The sequence below is a fragment of the Flavivirga jejuensis genome (assembly GCF_030540765.1).
In the GTDB taxonomy this organism is placed as follows: domain Bacteria; phylum Bacteroidota; class Bacteroidia; order Flavobacteriales; family Flavobacteriaceae; genus Flavivirga; species Flavivirga jejuensis.
On sequence record NZ_JAUOEL010000007.1, the window covers coordinates 242,594 to 264,572 of the forward strand.

At 34.9% G+C, this 21,979-nt stretch carries 18 protein-coding genes; 10 read left to right on the forward strand and 8 right to left on the reverse strand.

Annotated features, from left to right (window positions below; all coding sequences use genetic code 11):
• From Q4Q40_RS18700 to Q4Q40_RS18725, 6 genes are all read right to left on the reverse strand, one after another.
• Entirely contained in the window at positions 1-1,917 is a 1,917-nt protein-coding gene (locus tag Q4Q40_RS18700; protein ID WP_303303505.1) for a hypothetical protein, read from the reverse strand.
• 35 nt (positions 1,918-1,952) lie between these two features.
• Positions 1,953-3,476, reverse strand: coding sequence for a hypothetical protein (locus Q4Q40_RS18705; RefSeq protein ID WP_303303507.1), 1,524 nt, complete (start codon positions 3,474-3,476; stop codon positions 1,953-1,955).
• Positions 3,477-3,708: 232 nt separating this feature from the next.
• Positions 3,709-5,487: a hypothetical protein gene (locus Q4Q40_RS18710; protein WP_303303508.1), complete on the reverse strand. Its 1,779-nt coding sequence runs from the start codon at positions 5,485-5,487 to the stop codon at positions 3,709-3,711.
• Between the two features lie 5 nt (positions 5,488-5,492).
• A complete protein-coding gene (locus tag Q4Q40_RS18715) occupies positions 5,493-6,542 on the reverse strand; it encodes a hypothetical protein (protein ID WP_303303509.1) in 1,050 nt (349 codons plus the stop codon).
• A 111-nt stretch (positions 6,543-6,653) separates the two neighbouring features.
• Positions 6,654-9,086, reverse strand: a complete 2,433-nt coding sequence (locus Q4Q40_RS18720; RefSeq protein ID WP_303303510.1) for an RICIN domain-containing protein — start codon at positions 9,084-9,086, stop codon at positions 6,654-6,656.
• A gap of 17 nt (positions 9,087-9,103) precedes the next feature.
• The gene (locus Q4Q40_RS18725) at positions 9,104-9,664 is read right to left on the reverse strand and encodes a hypothetical protein (protein WP_303303511.1); all 561 of its coding nucleotides are present in this window, start codon (positions 9,662-9,664) and stop codon (positions 9,104-9,106) included.
• Positions 9,665-9,771: 107 nt separating this feature from the next.
• Here Q4Q40_RS18725 and Q4Q40_RS18730 point away from each other — a divergent pair, with 107 nt between their 5' ends.
• From Q4Q40_RS18730 to Q4Q40_RS18760, 7 genes are all read left to right on the forward strand, one after another.
• On the forward strand, positions 9,772-10,347 hold the full coding sequence (locus tag Q4Q40_RS18730) for an RNA polymerase sigma factor (RefSeq protein WP_303303512.1): 576 nt from the start codon (positions 9,772-9,774) through the stop codon (positions 10,345-10,347).
• Positions 10,348-10,574: 227 nt separating this feature from the next.
• Positions 10,575-11,081: a tetratricopeptide repeat protein gene (locus Q4Q40_RS18735; protein WP_303303514.1), complete on the forward strand. Its 507-nt coding sequence runs from the start codon at positions 10,575-10,577 to the stop codon at positions 11,079-11,081.
• Positions 11,082-11,297: 216 nt separating this feature from the next.
• On the forward strand, positions 11,298-12,596 hold the full coding sequence (locus Q4Q40_RS18740) for a S8 family serine peptidase (RefSeq protein ID WP_303303515.1): 1,299 nt from the start codon (positions 11,298-11,300) through the stop codon (positions 12,594-12,596).
• 187 nt (positions 12,597-12,783) lie between these two features.
• On the forward strand, positions 12,784-15,504 hold the full coding sequence (locus Q4Q40_RS18745; RefSeq protein ID WP_303303517.1) for a CHAT domain-containing protein: 2,721 nt from the start codon (positions 12,784-12,786) through the stop codon (positions 15,502-15,504).
• Between the two features lie 716 nt (positions 15,505-16,220).
• Positions 16,221-16,430, forward strand: coding sequence for a type II toxin-antitoxin system Y4mF family antitoxin (locus tag Q4Q40_RS18750; RefSeq protein ID WP_106659579.1), 210 nt, complete (start codon positions 16,221-16,223; stop codon positions 16,428-16,430).
• A gap of 2 nt (positions 16,431-16,432) precedes the next feature.
• Positions 16,433-16,747, forward strand: a complete 315-nt coding sequence (locus Q4Q40_RS18755; protein ID WP_303303520.1) for a HipA N-terminal domain-containing protein — start codon at positions 16,433-16,435, stop codon at positions 16,745-16,747.
• Positions 16,740-17,666, forward strand: coding sequence for a HipA domain-containing protein (locus tag Q4Q40_RS18760; RefSeq protein ID WP_303303521.1), 927 nt, complete (start codon positions 16,740-16,742; stop codon positions 17,664-17,666). The genes Q4Q40_RS18755 and Q4Q40_RS18760 overlap by 8 nt, the downstream gene beginning before the upstream one ends.
• Positions 17,667-18,003: 337 nt before the next feature.
• Here Q4Q40_RS18760 and Q4Q40_RS18765 read toward each other — a convergent pair whose 3' ends face one another.
• A complete protein-coding gene (locus tag Q4Q40_RS18765) occupies positions 18,004-18,147 on the reverse strand; it encodes a helix-turn-helix domain-containing protein (RefSeq protein ID WP_303303522.1) in 144 nt (47 codons plus the stop codon).
• Between the two features lie 679 nt (positions 18,148-18,826).
• Between Q4Q40_RS18765 and Q4Q40_RS18770 the strand changes: the two genes are divergently transcribed.
• From Q4Q40_RS18770 to Q4Q40_RS18780, 3 genes are all read left to right on the forward strand, one after another.
• Positions 18,827-19,300: a T9SS type A sorting domain-containing protein gene (locus tag Q4Q40_RS18770; protein ID WP_303303523.1), complete on the forward strand. Its 474-nt coding sequence runs from the start codon at positions 18,827-18,829 to the stop codon at positions 19,298-19,300.
• Between the two features lie 11 nt (positions 19,301-19,311).
• Positions 19,312-20,388 (forward strand): phage tail-like protein, encoded by a 1,077-nt coding sequence (locus tag Q4Q40_RS18775; protein WP_303303524.1) that lies wholly within the window; start codon positions 19,312-19,314, stop codon positions 20,386-20,388.
• Between the two features lie 191 nt (positions 20,389-20,579).
• Entirely contained in the window at positions 20,580-20,759 is a 180-nt protein-coding gene (locus Q4Q40_RS18780; protein ID WP_303303525.1) for a hypothetical protein, read from the forward strand.
• A 14-nt stretch (positions 20,760-20,773) separates the two neighbouring features.
• Here the strand turns inward: Q4Q40_RS18780 and Q4Q40_RS18785 are convergent, their stop codons facing one another.
• On the reverse strand, positions 20,774-21,760 hold the full coding sequence (locus Q4Q40_RS18785) for a virulence RhuM family protein/type II toxin-antitoxin system death-on-curing family toxin (RefSeq protein ID WP_303303526.1): 987 nt from the start codon (positions 21,758-21,760) through the stop codon (positions 20,774-20,776).
• Positions 21,761-21,979: the final 219 nt, after the last annotated feature.

Here is a 21,979-nt window from a genome sequence, read left to right on the forward strand (position 1 = left end):
TTAATTACTTTTAAATAATTCTTCAAATTTATCGAGGACCTTTTCACTTGCTTTCTTTACAATGTCCTCACCTGTTTTCTTGGCAATCTTGAACACTTCAGATTCCGTATCCATTAAATCCTCAGGAATAACCGCGTAGATATAATTATCGTTGACCATAGGTTCCCACGGAAGTACTAGCTTCTTTTCTTTTTTATGGTTTATAATCAAGCGGTATACATAACCATTGGTGTCTTTATCAACAAAAATCTTCTTGTTTATAATAGGCTCTCCTTTTTGTGTAGATAATTGAATATTCGAACGAACCTCTTTATCAAATTGTTTGTAGGCTATTTGCGCGGTTATTCTTGTAATACCACTGTTCTTCAATTCGTCTATGTCTGCCTCCAATTCTACAGTTCTAGGAGTTACAGGAGGTTCAAGGGTGACGCCTTCCCAAGCCCCTGTTTGCCATCTTGGATTTTTTGGGTAAATATTACCACCGCTGAGGCTCCACTGAGCTTGATATTCGTAAGCTGACGAATCAGTGTCTTCGCCACGTGCATATGTTTTCACTCCTGTGATTCCATTCTTCTCAATAAAGACTTTATCTATGGTGAGATGATCTTCATAATCATTACCCGAACTTCGTTTCTTACGAACGTTTACGGTAACATAGTTAATCGCCTCATCAAACATTTCTTTGGCCTCTAGATCCAAGACAAAACGGATATCTCGATGCTTAAAGAAGGGATCATTCAAATTTACACTGTAAATACATTTTGGATTATCCTTTACTTGATCATACCAACTGGCCAAATTACCTACGATCTGATGTGGTTGCTTAACGGCTAGTCTCACTTCCCTGAGATCAATGACTTTTGTTTTTCTTTTGATAGAGGTCTTGGAAAGCGACGTTTTATAAGTATAACTATTTCCTTTTCTAATATCAGGAACAGCCAGTGTATCGGCTAATGTCATAGCACCAGTGGCTTCATCACTATTAGAGTCGCCTAGATCCGTAAATGCGTTCAAAAAATATTGAAAAAAGGCTTCACGTATAACGGTAACACGCTCATCATTAAGCATTTCTTCCCATTCAAAACGTATCACCTCACTTTCACGTAGAAAGTCAAAGTGTGACCTTACTTCGTCGTAGGATTGTTTTTCATTATGTTTCCAAAACCAATGCCCATTATGACTTTCCTTGTATTCAGCCGAAATTTTATCATACTGAGTCGCAAGTTTAGTCCAGTCAAAAACAATTTTCCCTTTTACCGCTGGCGTCTGAAGCGTAAAATAATAGTCTAATACAACTGAAAGATCAGTGATAGAGTTGGCTTTTTCGAAAGTGGATGCCAATAGCTGTGCTCCATATTTATCCAGTTGTGACGCTGCCGCAGCCTTACCACCTTCAATAAGAGGTGCCTTTCCAGAGGTGACTAAACTTGAAGTTCTCTTATTGTCGGACATTGTAGCCGATATAATTCGAAATGAATCTGCTTTATCATCTAAACTCATAGGAATCGCTCCCATAAATTTTGCGCCTTTTTTCTTTGCCGCTAATTTCCGCTCCAACTCTACTTTCTGTTCTGGTGTCAGCCCCCATTCCATTAAAAAATGCATAATAGCTCCTCCTATTCCACCTTGAACCTCGCGCTCTTCCGTAGTAAATTTCGCAAATAGAAACTCTGGAGTACCATCTGGTTTTGACCCAATCTTCAACCCTGTGGGCAGCATATAATATTTATTAGTTTTTTGTCCTATGACCTTTGAACTTTGCCCATATAATATGACCGTAGTACCATCGTCCAGTTTGATGTCTATTTTATTCATCGCATCCATATTCTGCCCAAGCATCGTCAGTGGCAGTATGAGTAAGGCCAAAATGAGCATATTCCGTAATATTTTTAGTGTTGTTCTACTTTGTTGTTTCATGATCTCTAATCTTTTTGTAATTAATTATCTTTTGTTTATTGATTTGGGATATCATCAACGAATATGATTCCCGATGTATCGACCCTGCTCTTACTTAATTGCTTGTTTTCCTTACCAATCCAAGTGAGAGTATATTTATATTGTCTGTCATTTAATGGAAGAGTTACCTTAAAAGCTTCATTACTCAATACATCGCTGGGTTGAAAGATTCTTTGTGGAGTCATCATTTTTCCAAAAAAATCATATTCGAGGCTCACAGCAACTGCTTTATACCCCTTATCAACTAGTTCTTGCATATCTCCAGCTATTTGGATATCTGTTCTCTTGAAAGGTGAGAAAAGATTAATCATGGATGCTGAGGCATTTTGCCAATCCGTTTTATAATTTGCACCTCCTTGAAATTGCCAAATGGTCTGGTACTCATAATCCAGCCATTCAAAACGATTATGATCTCCTTTAGACCCGTAACTAATCGTTAAAGGTTCGGCATCGTTTTGATCGAACTGAGATTTGTTCACGATGAGAGAACGTATGGTTTCTTCTCCATTTTGATGTTTTTTACGAACGATGACCGTAACATTATTTACCATCTTATCAAACTCTTCGTACAACTCACCATCAATACCAATATTAACTTCACGTAGTTGAAAATCATCATCTTCTATAGATGTCGTCTTGAAGATGGCTTCATCCTCCTTATATTTTTTGTAGAGATTTCCAATGTTAAAAGTGATGAAATGATGACGCTCTACTGGCAATCTTGAATTAAATGAAACTCTGCTTTTCCCACTTCTTTTAATTTCCTTGTAGTGATAGGAAGCCTTAAAACCAAAACCAGAAGTCTTGTAACCTGGTTGATTTCCTTGATTGGCGCTTCCCATTAGATCAGATATCATTTCTGTTATTGGGTTCTCATTTTCAGGGACATCATCTGAAACAGGGTTGAATAACATATCCAACAGTTTCTCCATGACTGTATTCATTAAACCATCCATTTGGTCATTTTCACCATTGGAGGTAAGAGTGATTGCCTGGTTTTTCATTAATTCGTCAATTTCCAATCCTGCCTCAGCTCCAATAAACATATAGCTCCCTCCAACACTTGCCTCATGTCGTTTTTGTACTTCAGACCAATCAACCTCAAGTGTTGCATCATAAGCATTACTTAGTCCTTCAAAGGCAAGATCAAAAACCAAGGAAATATCTGGCGTCGCCATTTTAAAGCTTTCAAATAAGAGTTTAGAGTCTTTAGAATCCAGTTCGAACGAGAGCGCAATTTTATTACCTTCCAGTACTGGGGCCCGTCCTTTTACCATGAGTTTGCGGCGTTGTCCCCCTTTTTCTGGGTCAATAATTGAGGACACCAACGCATATGTGCCTTCTTTAAAAATAATTGGGCCTTTCAATTTGGCTTTGTTATCCCTGGTCACATAACTCAACTCGTCTCGTGCAGTTTCTAATTGCTCTTCGGAAGTATCATAAAGCACCACGAAGTGTAATAATCCACCACCTTTAGCCTCTAGAATACTATTACCTGCTTTGCTGGTTTCTGCCTCCATATCCACATACCGCATATAGGAAAACTGAGGTTTATTTCCCTTTTTCCCTAGGCGTGCATCGGCGGGAAGATAATAATAGATGGATGGCTCATCTTTCGATGGAAAGCACCATAATCCCTCAACCCTTACTCCCTGATCCATCAATATTTGGGCTTTTATTACCCCCGAGAAACCAGTGAGAATGAGAAGCAAAAAGAAAATGTTAAATTTTGTTTTTTTCATGTTCTTATATTTAATCGTTTATATCATTTTGTTTTGATGGTGGCGTAAGGAAGAGATAGCCTCGTTCAAGAGGTTTATGCGGAAGCTTTATTTCGTCACCGTTCTTAGCATACCATACAGTACGATAAACAACCTCACCCTGGTGGTCATAAAAAATACTCGCAACTTTATTGTTCTCTTGCCCCGATGCACGTAAGGTTACCGATTTTACTAGTCTTGTTTTCCCAAGGAAATCTGCTGCAAAATCAATAGCGACAGTAGCAATCTCGTTTTCAATAAGGAGTTGCTTGTCCAAATCTATGGCCACTTCAATTTTCTTGAATGGTGGTGCAATTACAATAGCTTTATCTCGCGCTTTTATCCAAGTATTCTTTTTCCCTACAAAATCTGATTCTCCACGAATACTCCATGATATCTGATATTCATATTCCTGCCAATTGTTATCTGAGATTCCTAGCCTTGGAAAAGAAATGGATTTATAGAATTTACCGGCCTTTATATCTTCTGAATTAAAATATAACTGATGGGTAAAATCGTCTCTTTCTTTATCATATTTTTTTCTAAAATTGACACTTACGAAGTTGACGAGATCTTCAAAGGATTCAACAAATTCACCGTCTAATTGAAATATCACTTCTTGTTTTTCGAAGTCACTGCTTTCAAGATCTACTACCCTGAAATATTTTGGATCGTTGCGGAAACTATCGTAGAGACCACCTAGATTTCCAGCAGTATGGAAAGGGACTTTAATCGTTGTGGATTCACTGAGATCTAATCTGAATCTACGCGCTTTGATATCTTTCCTTTTCTTTACTATATGTTGAATATCTGGAATGAACATACTGGCTGGTCCAAAGGCAAATCCACTGAGAACTCCTTTCCCACTTTTATCCTTAGTTTCGGCAGGCGTTTGCATTTCTGGTTCGGCAGACCATCCTGTTTCTGTATCGAACATAAGATTGATGAGCTTGTCCGACACAATTTGTAAAATGTTTTTTAGGTCACTTTTTACACCAAGGCCTTTGGTTCGGTCTAAAGTTTCAATTTTAATGACGCCACTGCTGTATAAGCTATCGATGGCATTACTCACTTCATCATGGGTAAATAAGGTTTCTGTCTTGGAAACATTACTAAAATGATCATAAACCATATCCATTTCAGCTGTTACCACAGCATTGTATGCCTGTACAACTCCTTCGTAGTAACCACTAACAGCTACAGACACATCAGAGGCAGCACCATTGAATGTTTTCCATAATAGGGTCGAACCTTCTTGGCTTAGTTTCGCGGCAAGTACCGCTTTAGAGCCAGGAGTAAAAGGAGCTCTACCGCTTGTTATAAGGTTTTGAGTAAAAGGGTTTTCAGCCAGGGTATCTGTTAGTATAGATGATATGACCCTGAAACTTCCAAGGGATGGCTCACCATCTTTCATAGTCTCTAATAAAGGAACAGGACCTTTAATCTTTGCATCTTTAATCTTGGCTTGAAGTTGCTTTTCCAGTTTTTTCAGCTTCTTCTCTTCCATGCTAAACTCGAACAGCGCATGAAATAAACCACCATTATCCTTTTCTTCTTTCCCCACATATTTCATACACAAGAACTCGAAATCACCTTTCTCGTTAATTGCTAGTCTTGGATGTTGGGGAATGTAGTAGTAAGCTAATGAATCTTTATAGTCCTGTAAGAGTTGTACTTTATCTACGGTAATTCTACCTTGATCGTATTTTACTTGTCCTAAAATAGTATTGGAAAAGACACATATACATAGTATATAAATTATATTTCTCATTGTTTCTAATTTTTAATTACACTTACGAACTCTTTTTGAGAACTTACATCTATTATGCTTGACCATTTTATTTTGGTTTGCCAAACTCCAGTAATTACTTCGCCAGCCTCGGTCATTTCAATAACTCGGTAATAAAAAGGTTTGTCGAGCCTGACGGCATATTCAAATTTTAAGGCATGTGCTACAGTATATGGTGCACTTTTCATAAATTCCACTTCCGTCTTTACAAACCCTACACCCGCTGCATGTGCCTTAAATTCGACAATCTTTCCAATGAGATCAGAACGAATATTGTCGCTAAAATCATGACAATAAATATCGATAAGCCCGTATCGTGGAGACAAAGTGCTGCCTAAATCTATCTCTTTAAGAAGGTCGGGCCACTTTTCTAAATCTAGGCTTACTGGAAAAGCATCGGCAACTATTAATGTTTCACTTGGTGTCACTTGAGTAGAATCTCTTGAGGCATTTAGGTTCTTAAATAGAGCCTCTAACTCTTTTGAGCCATTATACTTGTACGATACGCTATCAGTATATTTTCCTTTTGCCCATATAGCGTAGGCCACAGTCAATAGGGCCTTATCTTTTTCAAAACCATCCCAGAGTATTTCAGAGGTATGCTTATTTGGCCTGATCGTAAATGTTTTGGTTGACCAACGACCTTCTTTTTTATCCTGTTCAGTATTATGATATTTATTCTTTAAAACCTCAATAGTGTCTGCATCAATGCTAGTGTAAACAAGATTTGCTTGAACCCTACTTAAAGGAATAGGAACTAATTTCGGCCTACATTGACTACATAAACGTTTTCTTAAGATGTTTTTTATTTCTCTAAGTATTTGCGGGCTTACCTGCTTCATACTTACCGTGAACTGAACCATATTAGTTTGCTTCCAGTTTTCATTGCCTTTCGCTCTACTTGGTATATAGGTCATTCGTGCAAAGGAAAAATTTGGCTTTCCGTCTGTGTCGACCACTAATTCTATGCCTTGAGGCGCAAAATAGAATTTGTCGGATTGTTTTTGATGTGCATAAATCGCCACTCCCTTTATCACCTCTCTTGATGATAAGTCGGGCTGTGCTTTTGTTTGGAAACAAAAACTCAAAAAGCAAAACAATATGATAACAAATCTTTTCATAATGAACTTCTTATTGGTGTCAATTTGTTAGTTATCGTCATCATTCTCATTCTCAGATTCCATTTCTTCGGCTTTTGGCCAAGTGTCAAAATGGCTCTTTAAATTAATTTCTGTAAGAAACACCTTGAGCTTATCACCTCTAATCCAAGTATTGGATTCGTACAATTTTCCATCCTCCATCATCAGTCCTACTTTATACTTAAAATCTGGTTGTTCGCCGTTTAGTAAATAGAATTTAGGAGACTTCGCTTCACTTCCGTCTTCATTAATCTCAATAGGCTCGTATGTTTCTACTTCTCTCTGTTTACCTGGATCCAATTGATGTGATTTCATATAAATCAATACCGTTTCTGCACCTGTGCTTCTCAATAGATTAATTGTCTTAAACTTTACCTCTTGTTTTGTAGCAGATGTTATACCTCCCGTTAGACCATTAATAATTTTTTGTGTGCAAGGTTCACATGGAAGCAGTCGGTATTCAACAAAAGCGCGCAAGGGTTTATCTTTAGCAGGCAATCTGAAACCAGATGGTTTATTAAATTTCAGAATATCATTCGGCTGAATGGTCTTATCACCTAGCTCAAAAGAATATATATAAGGGATGATTTCGGAATTTTCACCTTTAGCGGTAAGCACATGTAAGTATTTTACTATAATTGGAAATGGCGCTAGATTCTTTACATTTTGAAGTGTTGGTAATTCTACATCAAAAATCCCATAAGATTGTTCATCCTTGATACTGATATCTGCGGGAATATCATAAGTTTGCTCGTTATCGACACTAGAATTAAAATGTAAGATAAAAGACATTTTATTTTGTAGTTCTCCATTTTTCATGGCATCAATATTGTCATCGGAAGTTGTAAAACTCATCTCAATGTCTTCTCCAAAATCAGAAAATGCCACAATAGTTATCTGATCTCCATTAATATCAAAACCTCCGCCTTGAAATTCTATTCGTGGACTTTCAACAGGCAATGGTCTTAACTCTATTGGGATGTTTTTAAATGGCGTATTCTTCCTCATTTCATCTAGCATGTTTTCCATAAACTTGATTTCGGAAACCATAATTCCTGAAGAAAGCGTTGCGCTTACACGTGTGCTTTTATCCGCTCTTCCATCGGTGTTTCTGCTGTAATTTATTCTCAACTTGTGCTTGTCTAAATCACTATCCCAACTCAAATGGTAAGAATTTGGCACATAATAAAAGACACCAGAATTTGGTTCCTTATCAGGTATAAGATTAGCATCTAATCTTGAAAATTTTGAAGTCACATAATGCCTAAAGCGATTAGTGAGCTCTCCATCTAAGTTGCTGAAAACAGCTTTAGCCCCTTCTTCAAAATCTGGTCCTTTAGGGCTTTTCTTTTTTATGTTTGCTGGTGATATTGTAGCCACGTTAGCCAAGTACGAATACATAGTACTTGAGTTGAGGAGCAATGGCGTTTTAATAACAGATGTACCAGTTGCGGCAGGCACCTCGTTAAGCTTCCAGCGTTGAGCGTTTCCACGATTAAGAGGATACATCCATATAGGCGTACCGTCGGTAGACACTCCTCCCTTGACGTCTAAATATGTACCCTTTTTAGAACGGATATAATGATAACCATTAGGTGCTTTTATAAACTGCCATTTGGTCTGATCACCTCCTTTACCTGTCCATAAATGGGCCAGAACTCTAGGTTGATTTGACGCACCTTGTACATGTAAATATTTTCCAAGAACAGATTTAATATAAAAATACCCTGACCCGGCATTTTCAAATATAAATTTTTGGGCATTGCCGCCATTGTAACGCCACAAATGAATGGGTGTGCCATTGGCTGTACCAGCCATTTTAACATCCATATACTTTGCACCAATAGCCGATTGTATATAATAGGTTTTACCCACTTTTACATTCTTGTTTACATTTGATCCAGATACAACAACCGCTGTAGAAGCTCCATTACTACTCTGCGTATAAGATGCCTTTTTAAGCTTCCAACGCTGTGCGTTTCCTTTATTAAGTACGTACATCCAGATAGGTGTACCGTCTGCAGATTGACCACCTTTGACATCCAAGTAAGTGCCTTTTTTAGATTGAATATAAAAGTAGCCGTTAGGGGCAGTTATGAATCTCCATTTAGAATTATCATTACTTTTGCCCTCCCATAAATGTGCTAGCACCCGAGGTTGATTAGATCCATGTTGTACATGTAGATATTTACCGAGTCGAAACTTTATATGAAAGTAGCCACCTCCAGCATCTTCTAAGGTGAATTTTTGGGCATTACCACCATTATAACGCCAAAGATGAAGCGGTGTACCATTGGCAGTCTGGTTATTCTGCACGTCCAAATATTTGCCTGCAATAGCAGATTGTATATAATAAGTTTCTCCCACTCGTTGGGCGTTCAAGTCTTTACATACGAATACAAGTATGAAAAGGAAGATGATGTATTTAAAATGATGTCTCATGATATTTGTTTTTAATATTATTGATTGAAGAACCGACGTGCAGTTCCAACAGGTTTTAGTTCTAATACTATCGTTCGACTTGGGCGGTTAGCCAATGATGAAGAATCTTGGCCAGCATCAGAACCTTTGGGGCTCCATTGTTTTTTGAATTCGTACACATACGAGATTCCCTTTAATCTAAAGATGCCATTGGTTATGACTACTTCGATGAAATCTGAATTCTTTTGATTGTCTCCTGATAGGTTTAATCGTGCTTTGATTGTTTTTTTTCCAGAAGACACTTTTTTCACAAAAGGTGTAATAGGCATAACTATTCGCGTTCCAGATTTACTTAGAGCAAATACTTTTATCTGTTTCCCATCATAACCCTCTTGATGAATATTGATTTCTACGCTATGGTCCTTTTGACTAAGAATTGTCACTTTTTCAACAGTCCCATCCATACCCTCTAATTGTTTGGATTTGGTGCCTTTTTTCTTGGCGCTCATTTCTGGTATATATGTAAGTTCTTCTTGCCCTGCGATATTAATACTGAAACTAATCAGTAAAAGAAATAGTAATAGATGTCGATTTTTCATGTGAATATGTTTTGATTACGGTTTTTTATGTTATCACATCAAAAAGGTTAACATCAAATTTTTTTATTACATTTGAGTGTTAACTTTTTTGCTATAAATGACATTAAATGACTGAGCACTCGGATCAATTACTTTTTAATTCCTTAAAAGAAGGGTCTGATGATGATTTTAAAAAAGTATATAATGACAATAGACCCATGTTTTTAAATTTCGCTAAGAAATATGGCATTGCTGAAGAGGATATTTTGGATATCTATCAGGATGCTTATATCGTTTTTTATGAGAACATTCAAACTGGTAAGCTAGCTGAACTAAGGAGTTCTTTAGCGACATATTTGATGAGCATTGGAAAATATATGATACTAGATAAACTGAGGAAAAACAAAAAAAAAGTAGATGGTTATCAAATTTTAGAACGCGTAGAAGAGGTGGATTTAGAATTAGATTTTTTTGATATTATACAACCAAAGTTAAGTAAGGAACAAGTATTATTAAAAGACTATTTTGATAAACTTGGAGAGAGATGCCAACAAATATTAACCTGGTTTTATTATAAGAAATATAACATCAAAGAAATTATGTCTGCAGGAAACTATAAAAGTGAGAACGTGGTAAAAAGCCAGAAGTCACGTTGCCTAAAAACATTAAAAGAATCCATGATTCAAAATATTAACCAGTCGTAATGGAAAACGAGGAACTCATAAAGAAATATTTTTTAGACGAACTTAGTGACGTTGAGACTTCTTTGTTTCAGCGCCTTCTATTAGATGATTCCGTGTTCAGGAAGCAATTCGAGTTCGAAAAGAATCTACAACAGGTTATTAAGTCTAAAGAAAGAGCACGATTAAAAAGTAAATTAAGGGGACTCGAAAAAGAGCGAAAACAACAAGTTGTAAAAGTGTTTCCGAGATTGAAACTAATAGGAATTGCTGCTACTCTTACCCTTCTTTTGGGGTTTGGATGGTACACGTTTATGAAGACCGATAGTATCAATCCGCAAGAACTTTACGCATCTAACTTCGAACTCTATCCCAATACTGTATATCCGATAACACGAGGCCAAGGTGATGACACTATTGAGCACCAGGCTTTTATGGCTTATGAATCTGACCAGCACGAAGAAGCCATTACGTATTTCAAGACATTAAAACAAGGTGCCCCTCCGAATTATATAGACTTCTATATGGGGCTATCCTATCTAAAAACAGGTAATCACGAAAATGCTATAAAACGCTTTACTGAAGTTATTGAGCAAAAGGGAAATTTTGACCATGAGGCTCGATGGTATTTAGCCCTATCATATTTAGCAAATAAGGATATTGACCAAGCTAAAGATGTCTTAGAAATTTTGACCAAAAAAGGGTCTTACAAAAATGAAGAAGCCAACATAATTCTCCGAGCATTAGAACGACGTTAATATCTCACTTTCCTATTCTGATCGCAACCCCGATTTCGCCATATTTTCTAGAAACCACAATGACCCTGAGCGTTGAGCTATCAATAAAATACTTATCCATAACACTAAATATCAATTAGAGACACATGTGCTAATCTAAATTTTAGTACCTTTTGTTAACTTTTTCTGTCAATTCGCATAAAAAAGTAAGTCAACCAATCATAAAAATTAATCACTATGAAAAGAACAATAACAATTCTAACTCTAATACTCAATCTTTCATTATATAACTGTAGCATAACATACAACAACATAATGGTAGATGAAGGAGCTAACACAAATGAGAGTAGCTTGAAATTGTCAAACAATCAAATTGTGGTACGCTTGAAATCCAATATCACTACTGCTCGATTGAATCATTTAAAGGATACATTACATGTGTTGGATACCGAAGTAAAATATTGCTCTTGTGGTGATCAGAGCTTGCAATTATGGACCATTGATACTCGTTTAATAAAAATAGAAGAAGCTGTTAGTAGCCTTAAGAGAGAGAGTGAAAGTGAGGATGATGTAGAAGGAGGAGATCGTCAATTCACTTTTGGGCTTATGGATTTAGGAAATTATGCGCAAGAAAATGAACCAGGTGGTTCGAATACATGGGTAGACCTGAGTTCTGATGCAAAGGTTAATATCGCCGTTCTTGACACTGGCTTAGACTATTACAGGACTGCTAGTGAAAAACCTTATTTATTAAATACAGAGGGGTTGGACAACTGTTCGGATGGAGTGTCTACGGACAATAGAGTTTCTGGTTGGAATTTTATTAACGACTCATCAGATTTCTTGGATGATCAAGGACATGGCACTTACGTTACCAACATTATAACATCAACATTAGATTCAATAAATGTCGGGTATCGTATACTACCATTAAAAGTATTTAACAACGAAGGTCGAGGTTCGTATTGGGATATTGTCTGCGCTATGGATTATGTGCGCTGGATTAATGAGAAAGGAGCCAACATTAACATTGTGAATGCTAGTTTTGGAAGCGAGATGCCACAAAGGATCTCAGAGAGTCATAAGATTCTTGGAAAAATAATTAAAGACATGGCAAATGAGGTGTTATTTATTACATCTGCTGGAAACAGAGCCCTAAATACGGATGCCCCTGACATTGGACACTTTCCATCGGGTTATGAGTATGATAATATATTAGCCATTGGCGGGCACCGAATTGAAATAGAAAAGGCAGTGCTTCATCCACACTCTAATTATGGGAGATTTAGTATAGATGCTACAGCATCATATGCTAATTACAGCCTGATTTTGGACACTAGAGACACATATGTGAAGGATAAAGTTGAATTAGCAGGAACATCTTATGGAACAGCTTACATAACAGCTTTAGCAGCAAAATTTCATCAAGATAATGGCTCTCCAACTCCTATAATTATAAAAAGTGGTTTGTTGGACAAAGCTAGTCCGTCCCCTTTCCTCATTGGTAAAATATGGAATGGAAAATATTTTAAATAAAAAACACAATGGCTAAAAAGCAAATTATGCGCTTGTTATTGAGAACTCGCGCCATACTTTTGAGCCTGCTACTCTATATGTTGCTATGTCTATTGACTATCTTTATAATATGAAACAGCGTTTTACAATCTGCTTTTTTATTAGCTTAAGCACTCTCTCTCTTTGCTATGGGCAGCACGAAAATCTATTGAAAATATTAGCATCTGATGCTAGTACTCCATTAAAACAACAACAAATAGATTCGTTTTTGTTGACCCACGAGAAAACAATACCCAAAAAAATCTTGGCTGATTGCTATCACGATCTAGGGAGCAAATGGTATTATAGAAACTGGAGAAAAGACAAAAACAAAGAAAATTTAGAAGCTGCTATTCTCGTCACTGACAAGGCATTCAACATTAAAAAAAATGAAGAGAAGCTAGTAAAAGGATCCTTGGAAAAAACACTTTATAACTTAGGGTATTTCAACTCTAAGAACGATGCTATTTATGAAGCAATAAGTGCGTATTCATATCTGATTGAAAAGGGTAAAGACAATGGCAAAATACTAAGTGCCAATCGTGAACTTGGAAAGCTCTATGCATTGACGGGCGATTTTTACAAGGCTTTAAATAGATTTGATGCTTACACTTCATCTCATTCGACCAAAGACACCCTAAGTAGGAAACAAATACTAGGATTACTCGAAATAAACCTTTCCAAAGCAGAAACCTACGCAATCATGGGATTTGAGGAATTCTCGAATGAAATTGATTCGCATTTAAAAAGTGCAGATTCATTATTGAAGAATGTTAGTGATGCAAATAATGAATTTAGGAATAGTATAGACCAATTATATGGCAACAGATTGCTAAAAGCAAGAAACTATAAAGAAGCCATATATTATCATAAACTCGTTATTAAAGATTCATTACAGTTAGAACCTAATAATTTGGCAAGGGTATACAATAGTTTAGCATATTCACAAATCAAACGAAAAGATCTAGATTCTGCATTGGTTAATTTGAATAAAGCAATCACACTTGATCCTGATTATACGGACCCATACGAGAATATGGGAGATCTGTATATCTCTAAGAACAAATTTGAAAAAGGTCTGTCTTTTTATCAAAAAGCAATAGTTCTAGGCACCTCCAGAAGTGATGGTTTTCGTTATGACAATCTAGTCTCCATCCAAAATCTCGAAGTATCTGCTAACAAAGTAGTAATCTTACAAAACATTATCACCAAAGCAAATGGATGGTTGAAGTACTATCAGTATGACTCTAATAAAGAACATCTTATCCAAGCATTGAAAACGTTTTCTTTAGCTGATAAACTTGTGGATTTAATACGGTCTGAAAGCACTGAATATCAATCAAAACTATTCTGGAGAGAGCAGAGTGCCGAATTATATATGAAAGCTGTAGAAGTTTGTTTTCTGCTCGAGAAACCTAAGGAAGCTTACTATTTCATGGAACGAAACAAGGCTTTATTATTATTAGAAGACATTACAAGCGAAAACGCCAAGGAAATTTCAAAATTACCAAATGTCATTGCAAAGCGAGAATTTGAATTAAAAAGATCCATATTTCTTTCCGAAAACGAGTTGCAGAATATGAGCACTACATTAACAGCTAAGAAACAGATATTAAAAGAAAAAATCTATGAGAACAAACATGAATATTCAAAATTCATGGATTCTATCTCCATCTCCTTTCCAGAATACTCTAGGCTTAAAGGTAAATTGAACATACTTCCTTATCAATATTTAGTAGATAATTATGTTTCCGAAGAAGATTATGTACTGCAATATATATTGAATAATGAACAAGGCTATGGCTTGCTAACCCTAAAAGAGGGACCTTTTTTCTTTAAGTTAGATGGAGGAACAGAACTTATTGATGAAATACTTCAACTCTTTAATCTTTTGAGAACATTGGTTTCCGACCGAGAAAAAAATGCCAATTACAACAATGTATCCTACGGTCTTTTTAAAAAGCTCATACCAGAAACAGTATATAATAAATTAAAAGGCAAAAAACTATTAATCATTGCAGATTATGTATTGCAGCAAATCCCATTCGAAGCCTTGGTAGTAAATAACACTAATAATACTGTAAGATATTTAATAGAGGACACAGAAATCAGATATGCTTATTCCATGTCGTACCTAAGTGCTAAAAAGCAAATTATTAGGAATCCTAAAAAAAGTATATTAGGGGTGGCTCCTGGTGAATTCAATATCAAGAATTTACCCAAACTTAATTTTAGTACCGAAGAGGTCAATCAAGCTGCAAGAATATATAATGGAGATGTTTTCTTGAATAAAGATGCTACAAAATCTAATTTGCTGGATAATATATACGACCACAAAGTCATTCATCTTTCTACCCACGCAGATATTGGGAAGAATGGAAATCACTGGATTGCATTTAGTGACAAAAAGTTATTCTTAAATGAAATCTATATTACAAAAAACCAAGCGGAGATGGTGGTTTTGAGTGCTTGTAATACATCTTCAGGAGAGTTGAAAAAAGGAGAAGGCATCATGAGTTTGGCTCGCGGATTCTTTCACTCGGGTGCAAAGAGTGTCGTTTCTTCCTTATGGACTATTGATGATAAAATCAGTAAGGACATTATTATTGAATTCTACAGAGGATTAGATAAAGGACTTACTAAATCGGCATCACTCCGTGAGGCCAAACTAAAAATCATTCAAAAATATCGTAATACTGCAGTAAGTCCATCATATTGGGGAGCTCTCATCGTCATTGGCGATAATACCCCAATCCAAAATTATGGATTCTTCAAAAGGAATTGGTTGTACTTGTCTTTTGGAACTTTTATGTTTGGTCTCCTTATTTTTTTCCTAAATAATCGTCTTAAAAAAATTGTTATGCGTTTAAATATTATTTTTAATCTTTAGAATTAGTTTTATCAATCAAATTATTCACTTGGTATATAGGTTTTAAATTTTTATCAAAAAATTTGACTTCTGTCCTGTTAGCTGTACAATAAACTCTTATTAATGGATTCGGATACATAAAGTACCTACCTCTTATTCATAGATGTTTAAATAAAAATGGTACAAATACGGAACAATTATTTTTACCAACCGACTATTCACCGATACAATATGTAATTATCCTTGATACACGTTACTTTAGAGGTTGCGAGGTGTAAATATGGTGTAATACTATGTTTTCCTTTGGTATTACTATAGCATCTATGTTACAAATTTTTAACATCAATTTATTTAAATCATCAAAAGTAACTCAAAAAAGGAACCACAAACCTATAATACCAATTTAGGTGTAAAATGCCGCATGTCGACTCGTTCTTTTTAAATCTAAATGCCTTGTTCATAAATTCCGTAACGATGCTATGCAATCTAATCACAGCGTTTTTAGATTTTAAAATAACATTGGCTTTAATACGGCATTTTACACCTAAATTGGTATAACTCTTTGTTTAATTAATTACCGCCTTAGCAGTAATACAATGCTTTTTTTGTCTTTTCATTCTTAAAACTTATGAATCCTCTTTTATTTACTGCTATAGCAGTAATAAAATACAATTTTATACAAAAAATGTATCTTTACATATTTAAATTGCGTATTTTTACCGCTTAAACAGTATAAAATGAATGATTTTGATTTAGGTGCTTTGATAAAAGATCATCGAAAAAAAGCAGGACTTACCCAACTTGAACTAGCTAATCTAGCAGGCGTTGGTAAAACAACTGTTTTTGATATTGAAAAGAATAAAGAAACGGTGCGATTAAATAATCTATTTGCAGTACTCCAAGTACTCAACATTAAAGTAGAATTCAAAAGTCCATTAACTAAATAATTATGAGACAGGCCATTATATTAACTCACGGAAAAAGAGCTGGAATTTTAACAGAAGTAGCTACTAACGATTATAATTTTGAGTACGATCAAAATTATGAAGGTGAAGCGGTATCATTAACTATGCCCACTAACCATAAAAAATATGATTACAAATCCTTCCCTCCTTTTTTCGAAGGGTTATTACCTGAAGGTGTCATGTTAGAAGGCTTATTGCGCATTGCCAAAATTGACAAAAAAGATTATTTCTCTCAACTAATTGCTACAGGAAATGATTTAGTAGGATCTGTAACAGTTCAATTATTGGAAAATGAATAGATGTCCCATTACATACGAATTATGCGGTACGAATAAGTATAGCGAAAAAGGAATACGGATGATTGCGCCTAAATTAACGCACTTAAAAGATTTACCATACACAGCGGTAGAACTACGTCAAGAAGCGGCTAATAGGGCGAAAAAGCTGTCTATTCAAGGAGTTCAACCAAAGCTTAGTGCATCTGTTTCTATAGTGAATCAAGAATTTAAAATTGTTGATCAATTTGGAACGTATATCATCAAACCTCAAAATGATTTGTTTCCACAATTACCAGAAAACGAAGATGTAACCATGCGAATGGCAAAAGCATTTGGTTTAGAAGTTCCCTTTCACGGAATGCTTTATGGTAAAGATGGTAGTTTATCATATTTTATCAAACGTTTTGACCGCTATGGTAAAGGAAAAAAATGGGCAACAGAAGATTTTGCTCAATTAACTGGAAATACTAGAGATACAAAATACCGTTTTACAATGGAGAAGCTCATTCCTGTACTTGACGAATATTGTTCATTCCCTGCTATCGAAAAAGCTGATTTTTTCAAAAGAATACTTTTTTGTTATGTTAGTGGGAATGAAGATATGCACTTAAAAAACTTTTCATTGATTACTAAAAATGGTAAAACAACGCTCTCGCCTATTTATGATTTTCTAAACTCTACTATAGCTATTAAAAATCCCGATGAAGAAATAGCGCTAACCATGAAAGGGAAAAAAAGTAATTTGAAAGCAACTGATTTTATTGACTATTACGCCAAAGAAAGGCTACAACTCAACGAAAAAACAATAACTATAATTCTTGAAAAAATGAAAAAAGCAATTCCTGCATGGAAAGAATTACTTGAAATTTCTTTTCTTTCTGATGAAATGAAATTAAAATATTTAAAGCTATTGGAAACTAGAATTGGAATGTTTGAGTAATTAGAAATTACTGTAATTAATAAAAAAAATATCAGATTAATTTTTAACCTGAGATTTTAAAACTTACACAGTCAATGGGATACTACTTTGATTTTTAAGATCGGTTTATTGAATTGTTATTATAAAAATTTAATTAAATCTTTTGCTCCATAAAGGACTCTTACAATGCGTAATATGTGTTTTATACATTCTGTAAAATATAATATGGGATTCATAAAGGAAGCTTATTAGTTTTATTTTAACTTCATCCCTATTTTTTCAACTTCCTTTAACCACCACCATATAATTCTTCGATATCATCATCTCTTAATGCTTTTTTTAGTGATTTAATCTCCTGCTATTGAGGACTTAATTCTTTCCTTGCCGTAAAACCTCCTGATTTAGATTCTCGATTCCATCTAGTTATATTGCTGTATTCTACATTATATTCATCACTTAGTTCTCTTGCTGTCCTCCCTGCTCTCAACAGGTCAACTATCATTTACTTAAAGTCAGTATCATATTTAGTTCCCATAATTCAAATTTATTAATTATGAGCTTAAGTTTAATGTCTCATCAAAAGTAGACATTCCACTAATTAATAGTCATTATAATTAGTACTATGGGTTCGGCTGACTTCTCACAGTAAATCTTGTTTCAACCTTTATTAACTTAGCGTAAATAATGTCTGTGAGATCTCCCGAGGTAAGATTAATAACTTTCATTCCATGTAACCGCATCATTTACACCTTGATATTCCGTGTAGTTTTTGGACTTTGTTTTGTTGTGTAAACTCATCCTTATCAAATCTGCCTGATGATATTCGTGTTCCTCGGTTCGGAATTTTGCCTTAAGCTTCCTTCAGATTCGTAGTCACCTACGACACCCTTGCTCTTAGCTCATGGTTGGAAACTACAGTCACCCATAATGGACTTGCACCATCTAGTTATTACCATTAGTTATTTACAATTCTGCAATTATTAGGGTCAAATACCTAAAATTTATAAAATTTTATAAAATTGATATTCAATGTGTTAAATAAAAAAATTTAAAAAAAAAACAGATGAAGTATTTCAATAAACGGATGAAATATGTATTATTGGAGTCAATTAACACAGATGAGTTAATTATCTTCTCAAAATTTGGGTCGAAAAAAGGCTACATCTATTTAAAAGACCCCAATGAAAAAAACTGTTATCGCAGCATGTATGCTATGTGCTGTATTCACAATTCAAGCACAACAAACTATTCCAGCATCAGGAAACAAAGCCACAGGTAGTGGAGGTTCTTCAAGTTATTCTGTTGGTCAGTTAGTGTACACAACTAATTCTGATAGTGATGGTACTGTTACGCAAGGTGTGCAACAAAGTATCGAGTTATTTACCTTAAGCAATCCAGAGATTACATCAATCAATTTATCAGCTGTAACCTTCCCGAATCCAACGTCTGATTATATAGTACTGAAAATTTCGGACAGTGCTCTGAATAACTTAAATTATGAGCTCTATGACATCAATGGAAAAGCCATGGCTATTGGTAAGATTACCAATTCAGACACACAAATAAATATGCTACAATTAGCTATTGGTATGTATGTCCTTAAAATAAACCAAAATAACCAAGAATTAAAAACATTTAAAATCATTAAAAAATAACCCTATTTACTATGAGAAAACTATACACAATTTTAGCGGCCTTATTAATTACTGTAAGTACTTTTGCCCAAGCACCGGAAAAGATGAGTTACCAAGCTGTTGTAAGAGACAGCGGCGATAATTTAGTAGTAAGCCAACCTATTGGCATGCAAATAAGTATACTACAATCTACAGCTACGGGCACAACAGTGTATGTAGAAACCCAAACCCCAACAACGAATGCTAATGGATTGGTTACTTTAGAAATAGGTACAGGTAGTGTTGTGAGTGGCGATTTCACGATCATTGATTGGTCTACAGGACCTTATTTTATAAAAACAGAAACCGACCCTACAGGCGGTGTAAATTATACCATTACAGGTACAAGCCAATTGTTGAGTGTGCCTTATGCTCTACATTCAAAAATGGCTGAAAGTATTGTGGGAGGTATTACCGAAAATCAAGATTTAAATAATGTTTTGACCCAAGGTAACGATGCCGCTGGAAATAACGTGTTAAACCTTGGTATTCTTGCCATTGGCACAGCTAATCCAAGAGCAGGTGCTGCATTGGAGATAAACTCTACAACTGGTTCTGTTTTACTGCCGAGAATTACAACATCTCAAAGAAATGTAATTCCCGCAACAGGAGGAATGATAATTTATAATTCTACAACATCTACCGTTCAAGCCTATTCAGAAGAAGGAGAGTCAATTGATCAACAACACTTTACCGGTTTTGCAAATTTGGCTGCTGCAGGTCAATCCTTTACAGCAGGTATTACTGGACAACTTTCAAAGATAGAAGTAAATAGTTTGTCTATACAATCAGGAACCATAAATATTTATGCTGGAGAAGGTACAGGTGGAACTCTTTTATTGACTCAGGCAATAAATCTTGAAGTTGGATTTAATACAATTACTTTAAGCAGCTCAATACCTGTCACTAATGGTCAGGTATATACTTTTAGCACCAACGTTGATTTGAAATACTCATCAAATTCTGGTTCATATCCTGGAGGTATAGCATACTCAAATGGGGTTGCTTTTCTGGGAGACCTAGATTTTAAAACTCACGTATCAAATGGTAGTTGGATTGACCTTCACTAATAATAATTAAATTCTGCCTCGTCATTTTTTTCAGATGGGGCTAAATTTGCCTAAAAAACACAGGAACATATTTTCTTTTTTTACTTTAGGTTATAAAATTCGGATTGATTTTTTTTGTAATTAATGGTAAATAAATATTTTTTAATAGAATTTACTTATAACGGGTAATATATTGCCCGAAAACAGCATATTTGTGTAATATATTACAAGTTATGTCTAAAAATAATTCGATATTATTACCAAAACTAGAGCGCTTATTAGAAGAAATGGTGCATCAAATAAAGCTAGCGCGTCTAAGAAGAAGATTAAGTGCCGAACAAGTAGCAGAGCACTTTTGTTTGGGTTTCAAATTGCGTTGTATTGGTCATTAATATTTAATTCCTTTTTAATTGATTCTATTTCTGTTTAACACGCTAATCACCAACCTTGTTACTGTTTGCATTTCTTCTGGTTTACTTGATGCTATAAACAACGTTAAACTTGCTAAAGTATCGTTACTAATTATGGGGTGTTGCTCACTATTAAAAAGCATATTGTTCTGCTGCAAAAATTTAAGAAAGCAAGCAGCAGCAATACGTTTGTTTCCATCTACAAACGAATGATTTTTTACAACAAAATATAAGAGCATGGTTGCTTTTTCTTCTAGGGTTGGGTAAAAATCATCTTTTCCAAATCCTTTTTCAATCTGAGCAATAGAACTTTGAAAACCTTTATCTTTTTCTTTACCAAAAACATCAGAATCAAACTCAGTTAGCATTTGATTAATTAACGTTTGATAGTCTTCTATACTTGGATAATCTACTTCTTTTATTGTTAATCCTTTTGTATCTAATTGTTCGTGATCGTAATCATCTAACAAGCTCAAACCTTTAGCAAAAACTGAAAGCCATTGATTGTCTTCTGTTTTTTCTTCAATAGCTCGACTTAAAATTTGGATACCATTTTTTAAGACTTGTACTTCTTGTTCTTTTTGTTCTAAACGTTTTTGGTTAATAGCATACCCTTTAACTAAATACGCTTTTAAAATACCGTTTGCCCATATTCTAAACTGCGTACCTTGTTTTGATTTCACTCTATAACCAACAGATATAATGACATCTAAATTGTATAAATTTACATTTGTAATTTGTGTTTTACCAACAATGGCACCATGTTGACTGGTTGACTGGGATTTCCGGACAACCACTTTTTCTTCAAGTTCTCCTTCCTTAAAAACATTTCTAATATGCTCAGAAATAGTTCGTTTATTTTTATCAAATAATTGTCCCATTTGTGCTTGTGTAAGCCAAACTGTATCTTGCTCCAAATACACATTAATTTGAGTAGTACCATCGATAGCTTGATAAATTTCTATTTGATTTTTTTCTTTCATTTCATCTTTTACTTTTCAACTGTCTCATATTTTGAGACCGTTGTTTTTACTTTTTTAAATTAAGCAACGTAACCGTTATATTCATTCATATACCCCACTCCGCATTCTATGTTATAAATACTTTTTAGTAAAAATGCGAGATTATTACCAAAAATCACTAACTATCTCGCATTTTTACTAAAGTTGACAAGGCTTTTTTTACTTAACACATGAAGAATA

Bases quoted from the DNA above. Each gene is read 5' to 3' on its own strand.
- Q4Q40_RS18740 (WP_303303515.1), top strand. From the start codon at position 11,298: ATGAAAAGAACAATAACAATTCTAACTCTAATACTCAATCTTTCATTA.
- Q4Q40_RS18760 (WP_303303521.1), top strand. From the start codon at position 16,740: ATGAATAGATGTCCCATTACATACGAATTATGCGGTACGAATAAGTAT.
- Q4Q40_RS18765 (WP_303303522.1), bottom strand. From the start codon at position 18,147: ATGATAGTTGACCTGTTGAGAGCAGGGAGGACAGCAAGAGAACTAAGT.
- Q4Q40_RS18700 (WP_303303505.1), bottom strand. From the start codon at position 1,917: ATGAAACAACAAAGTAGAACAACACTAAAAATATTACGGAATATGCTC.
- Q4Q40_RS18725 (WP_303303511.1), bottom strand. From the start codon at position 9,664: ATGAAAAATCGACATCTATTACTATTTCTTTTACTGATTAGTTTCAGT.
- Q4Q40_RS18750 (WP_106659579.1), top strand. From the start codon at position 16,221: ATGAATGATTTTGATTTAGGTGCTTTGATAAAAGATCATCGAAAAAAA.
- Q4Q40_RS18710 (WP_303303508.1), bottom strand. From the start codon at position 5,487: ATGAGAAATATAATTTATATACTATGTATATGTGTCTTTTCCAATACT.
- Q4Q40_RS18705 (WP_303303507.1), bottom strand. From the start codon at position 3,476: ATGGAGGCAGAAACCAGCAAAGCAGGTAATAGTATTCTAGAGGCTAAA.
- Q4Q40_RS18730 (WP_303303512.1), top strand. From the start codon at position 9,772: ATGACTGAGCACTCGGATCAATTACTTTTTAATTCCTTAAAAGAAGGG.
- Q4Q40_RS18720 (WP_303303510.1), bottom strand. From the start codon at position 9,086: ATGAGACATCATTTTAAATACATCATCTTCCTTTTCATACTTGTATTC.
- Q4Q40_RS18770 (WP_303303523.1), top strand. From the start codon at position 18,827: ATGAAAAAAACTGTTATCGCAGCATGTATGCTATGTGCTGTATTCACA.
- Q4Q40_RS18755 (WP_303303520.1), top strand. From the start codon at position 16,433: ATGAGACAGGCCATTATATTAACTCACGGAAAAAGAGCTGGAATTTTA.
- Q4Q40_RS18775 (WP_303303524.1), top strand. From the start codon at position 19,312: ATGAGAAAACTATACACAATTTTAGCGGCCTTATTAATTACTGTAAGT.
- Q4Q40_RS18785 (WP_303303526.1), bottom strand. From the start codon at position 21,760: ATGAAAGAAAAAAATCAAATAGAAATTTATCAAGCTATCGATGGTACT.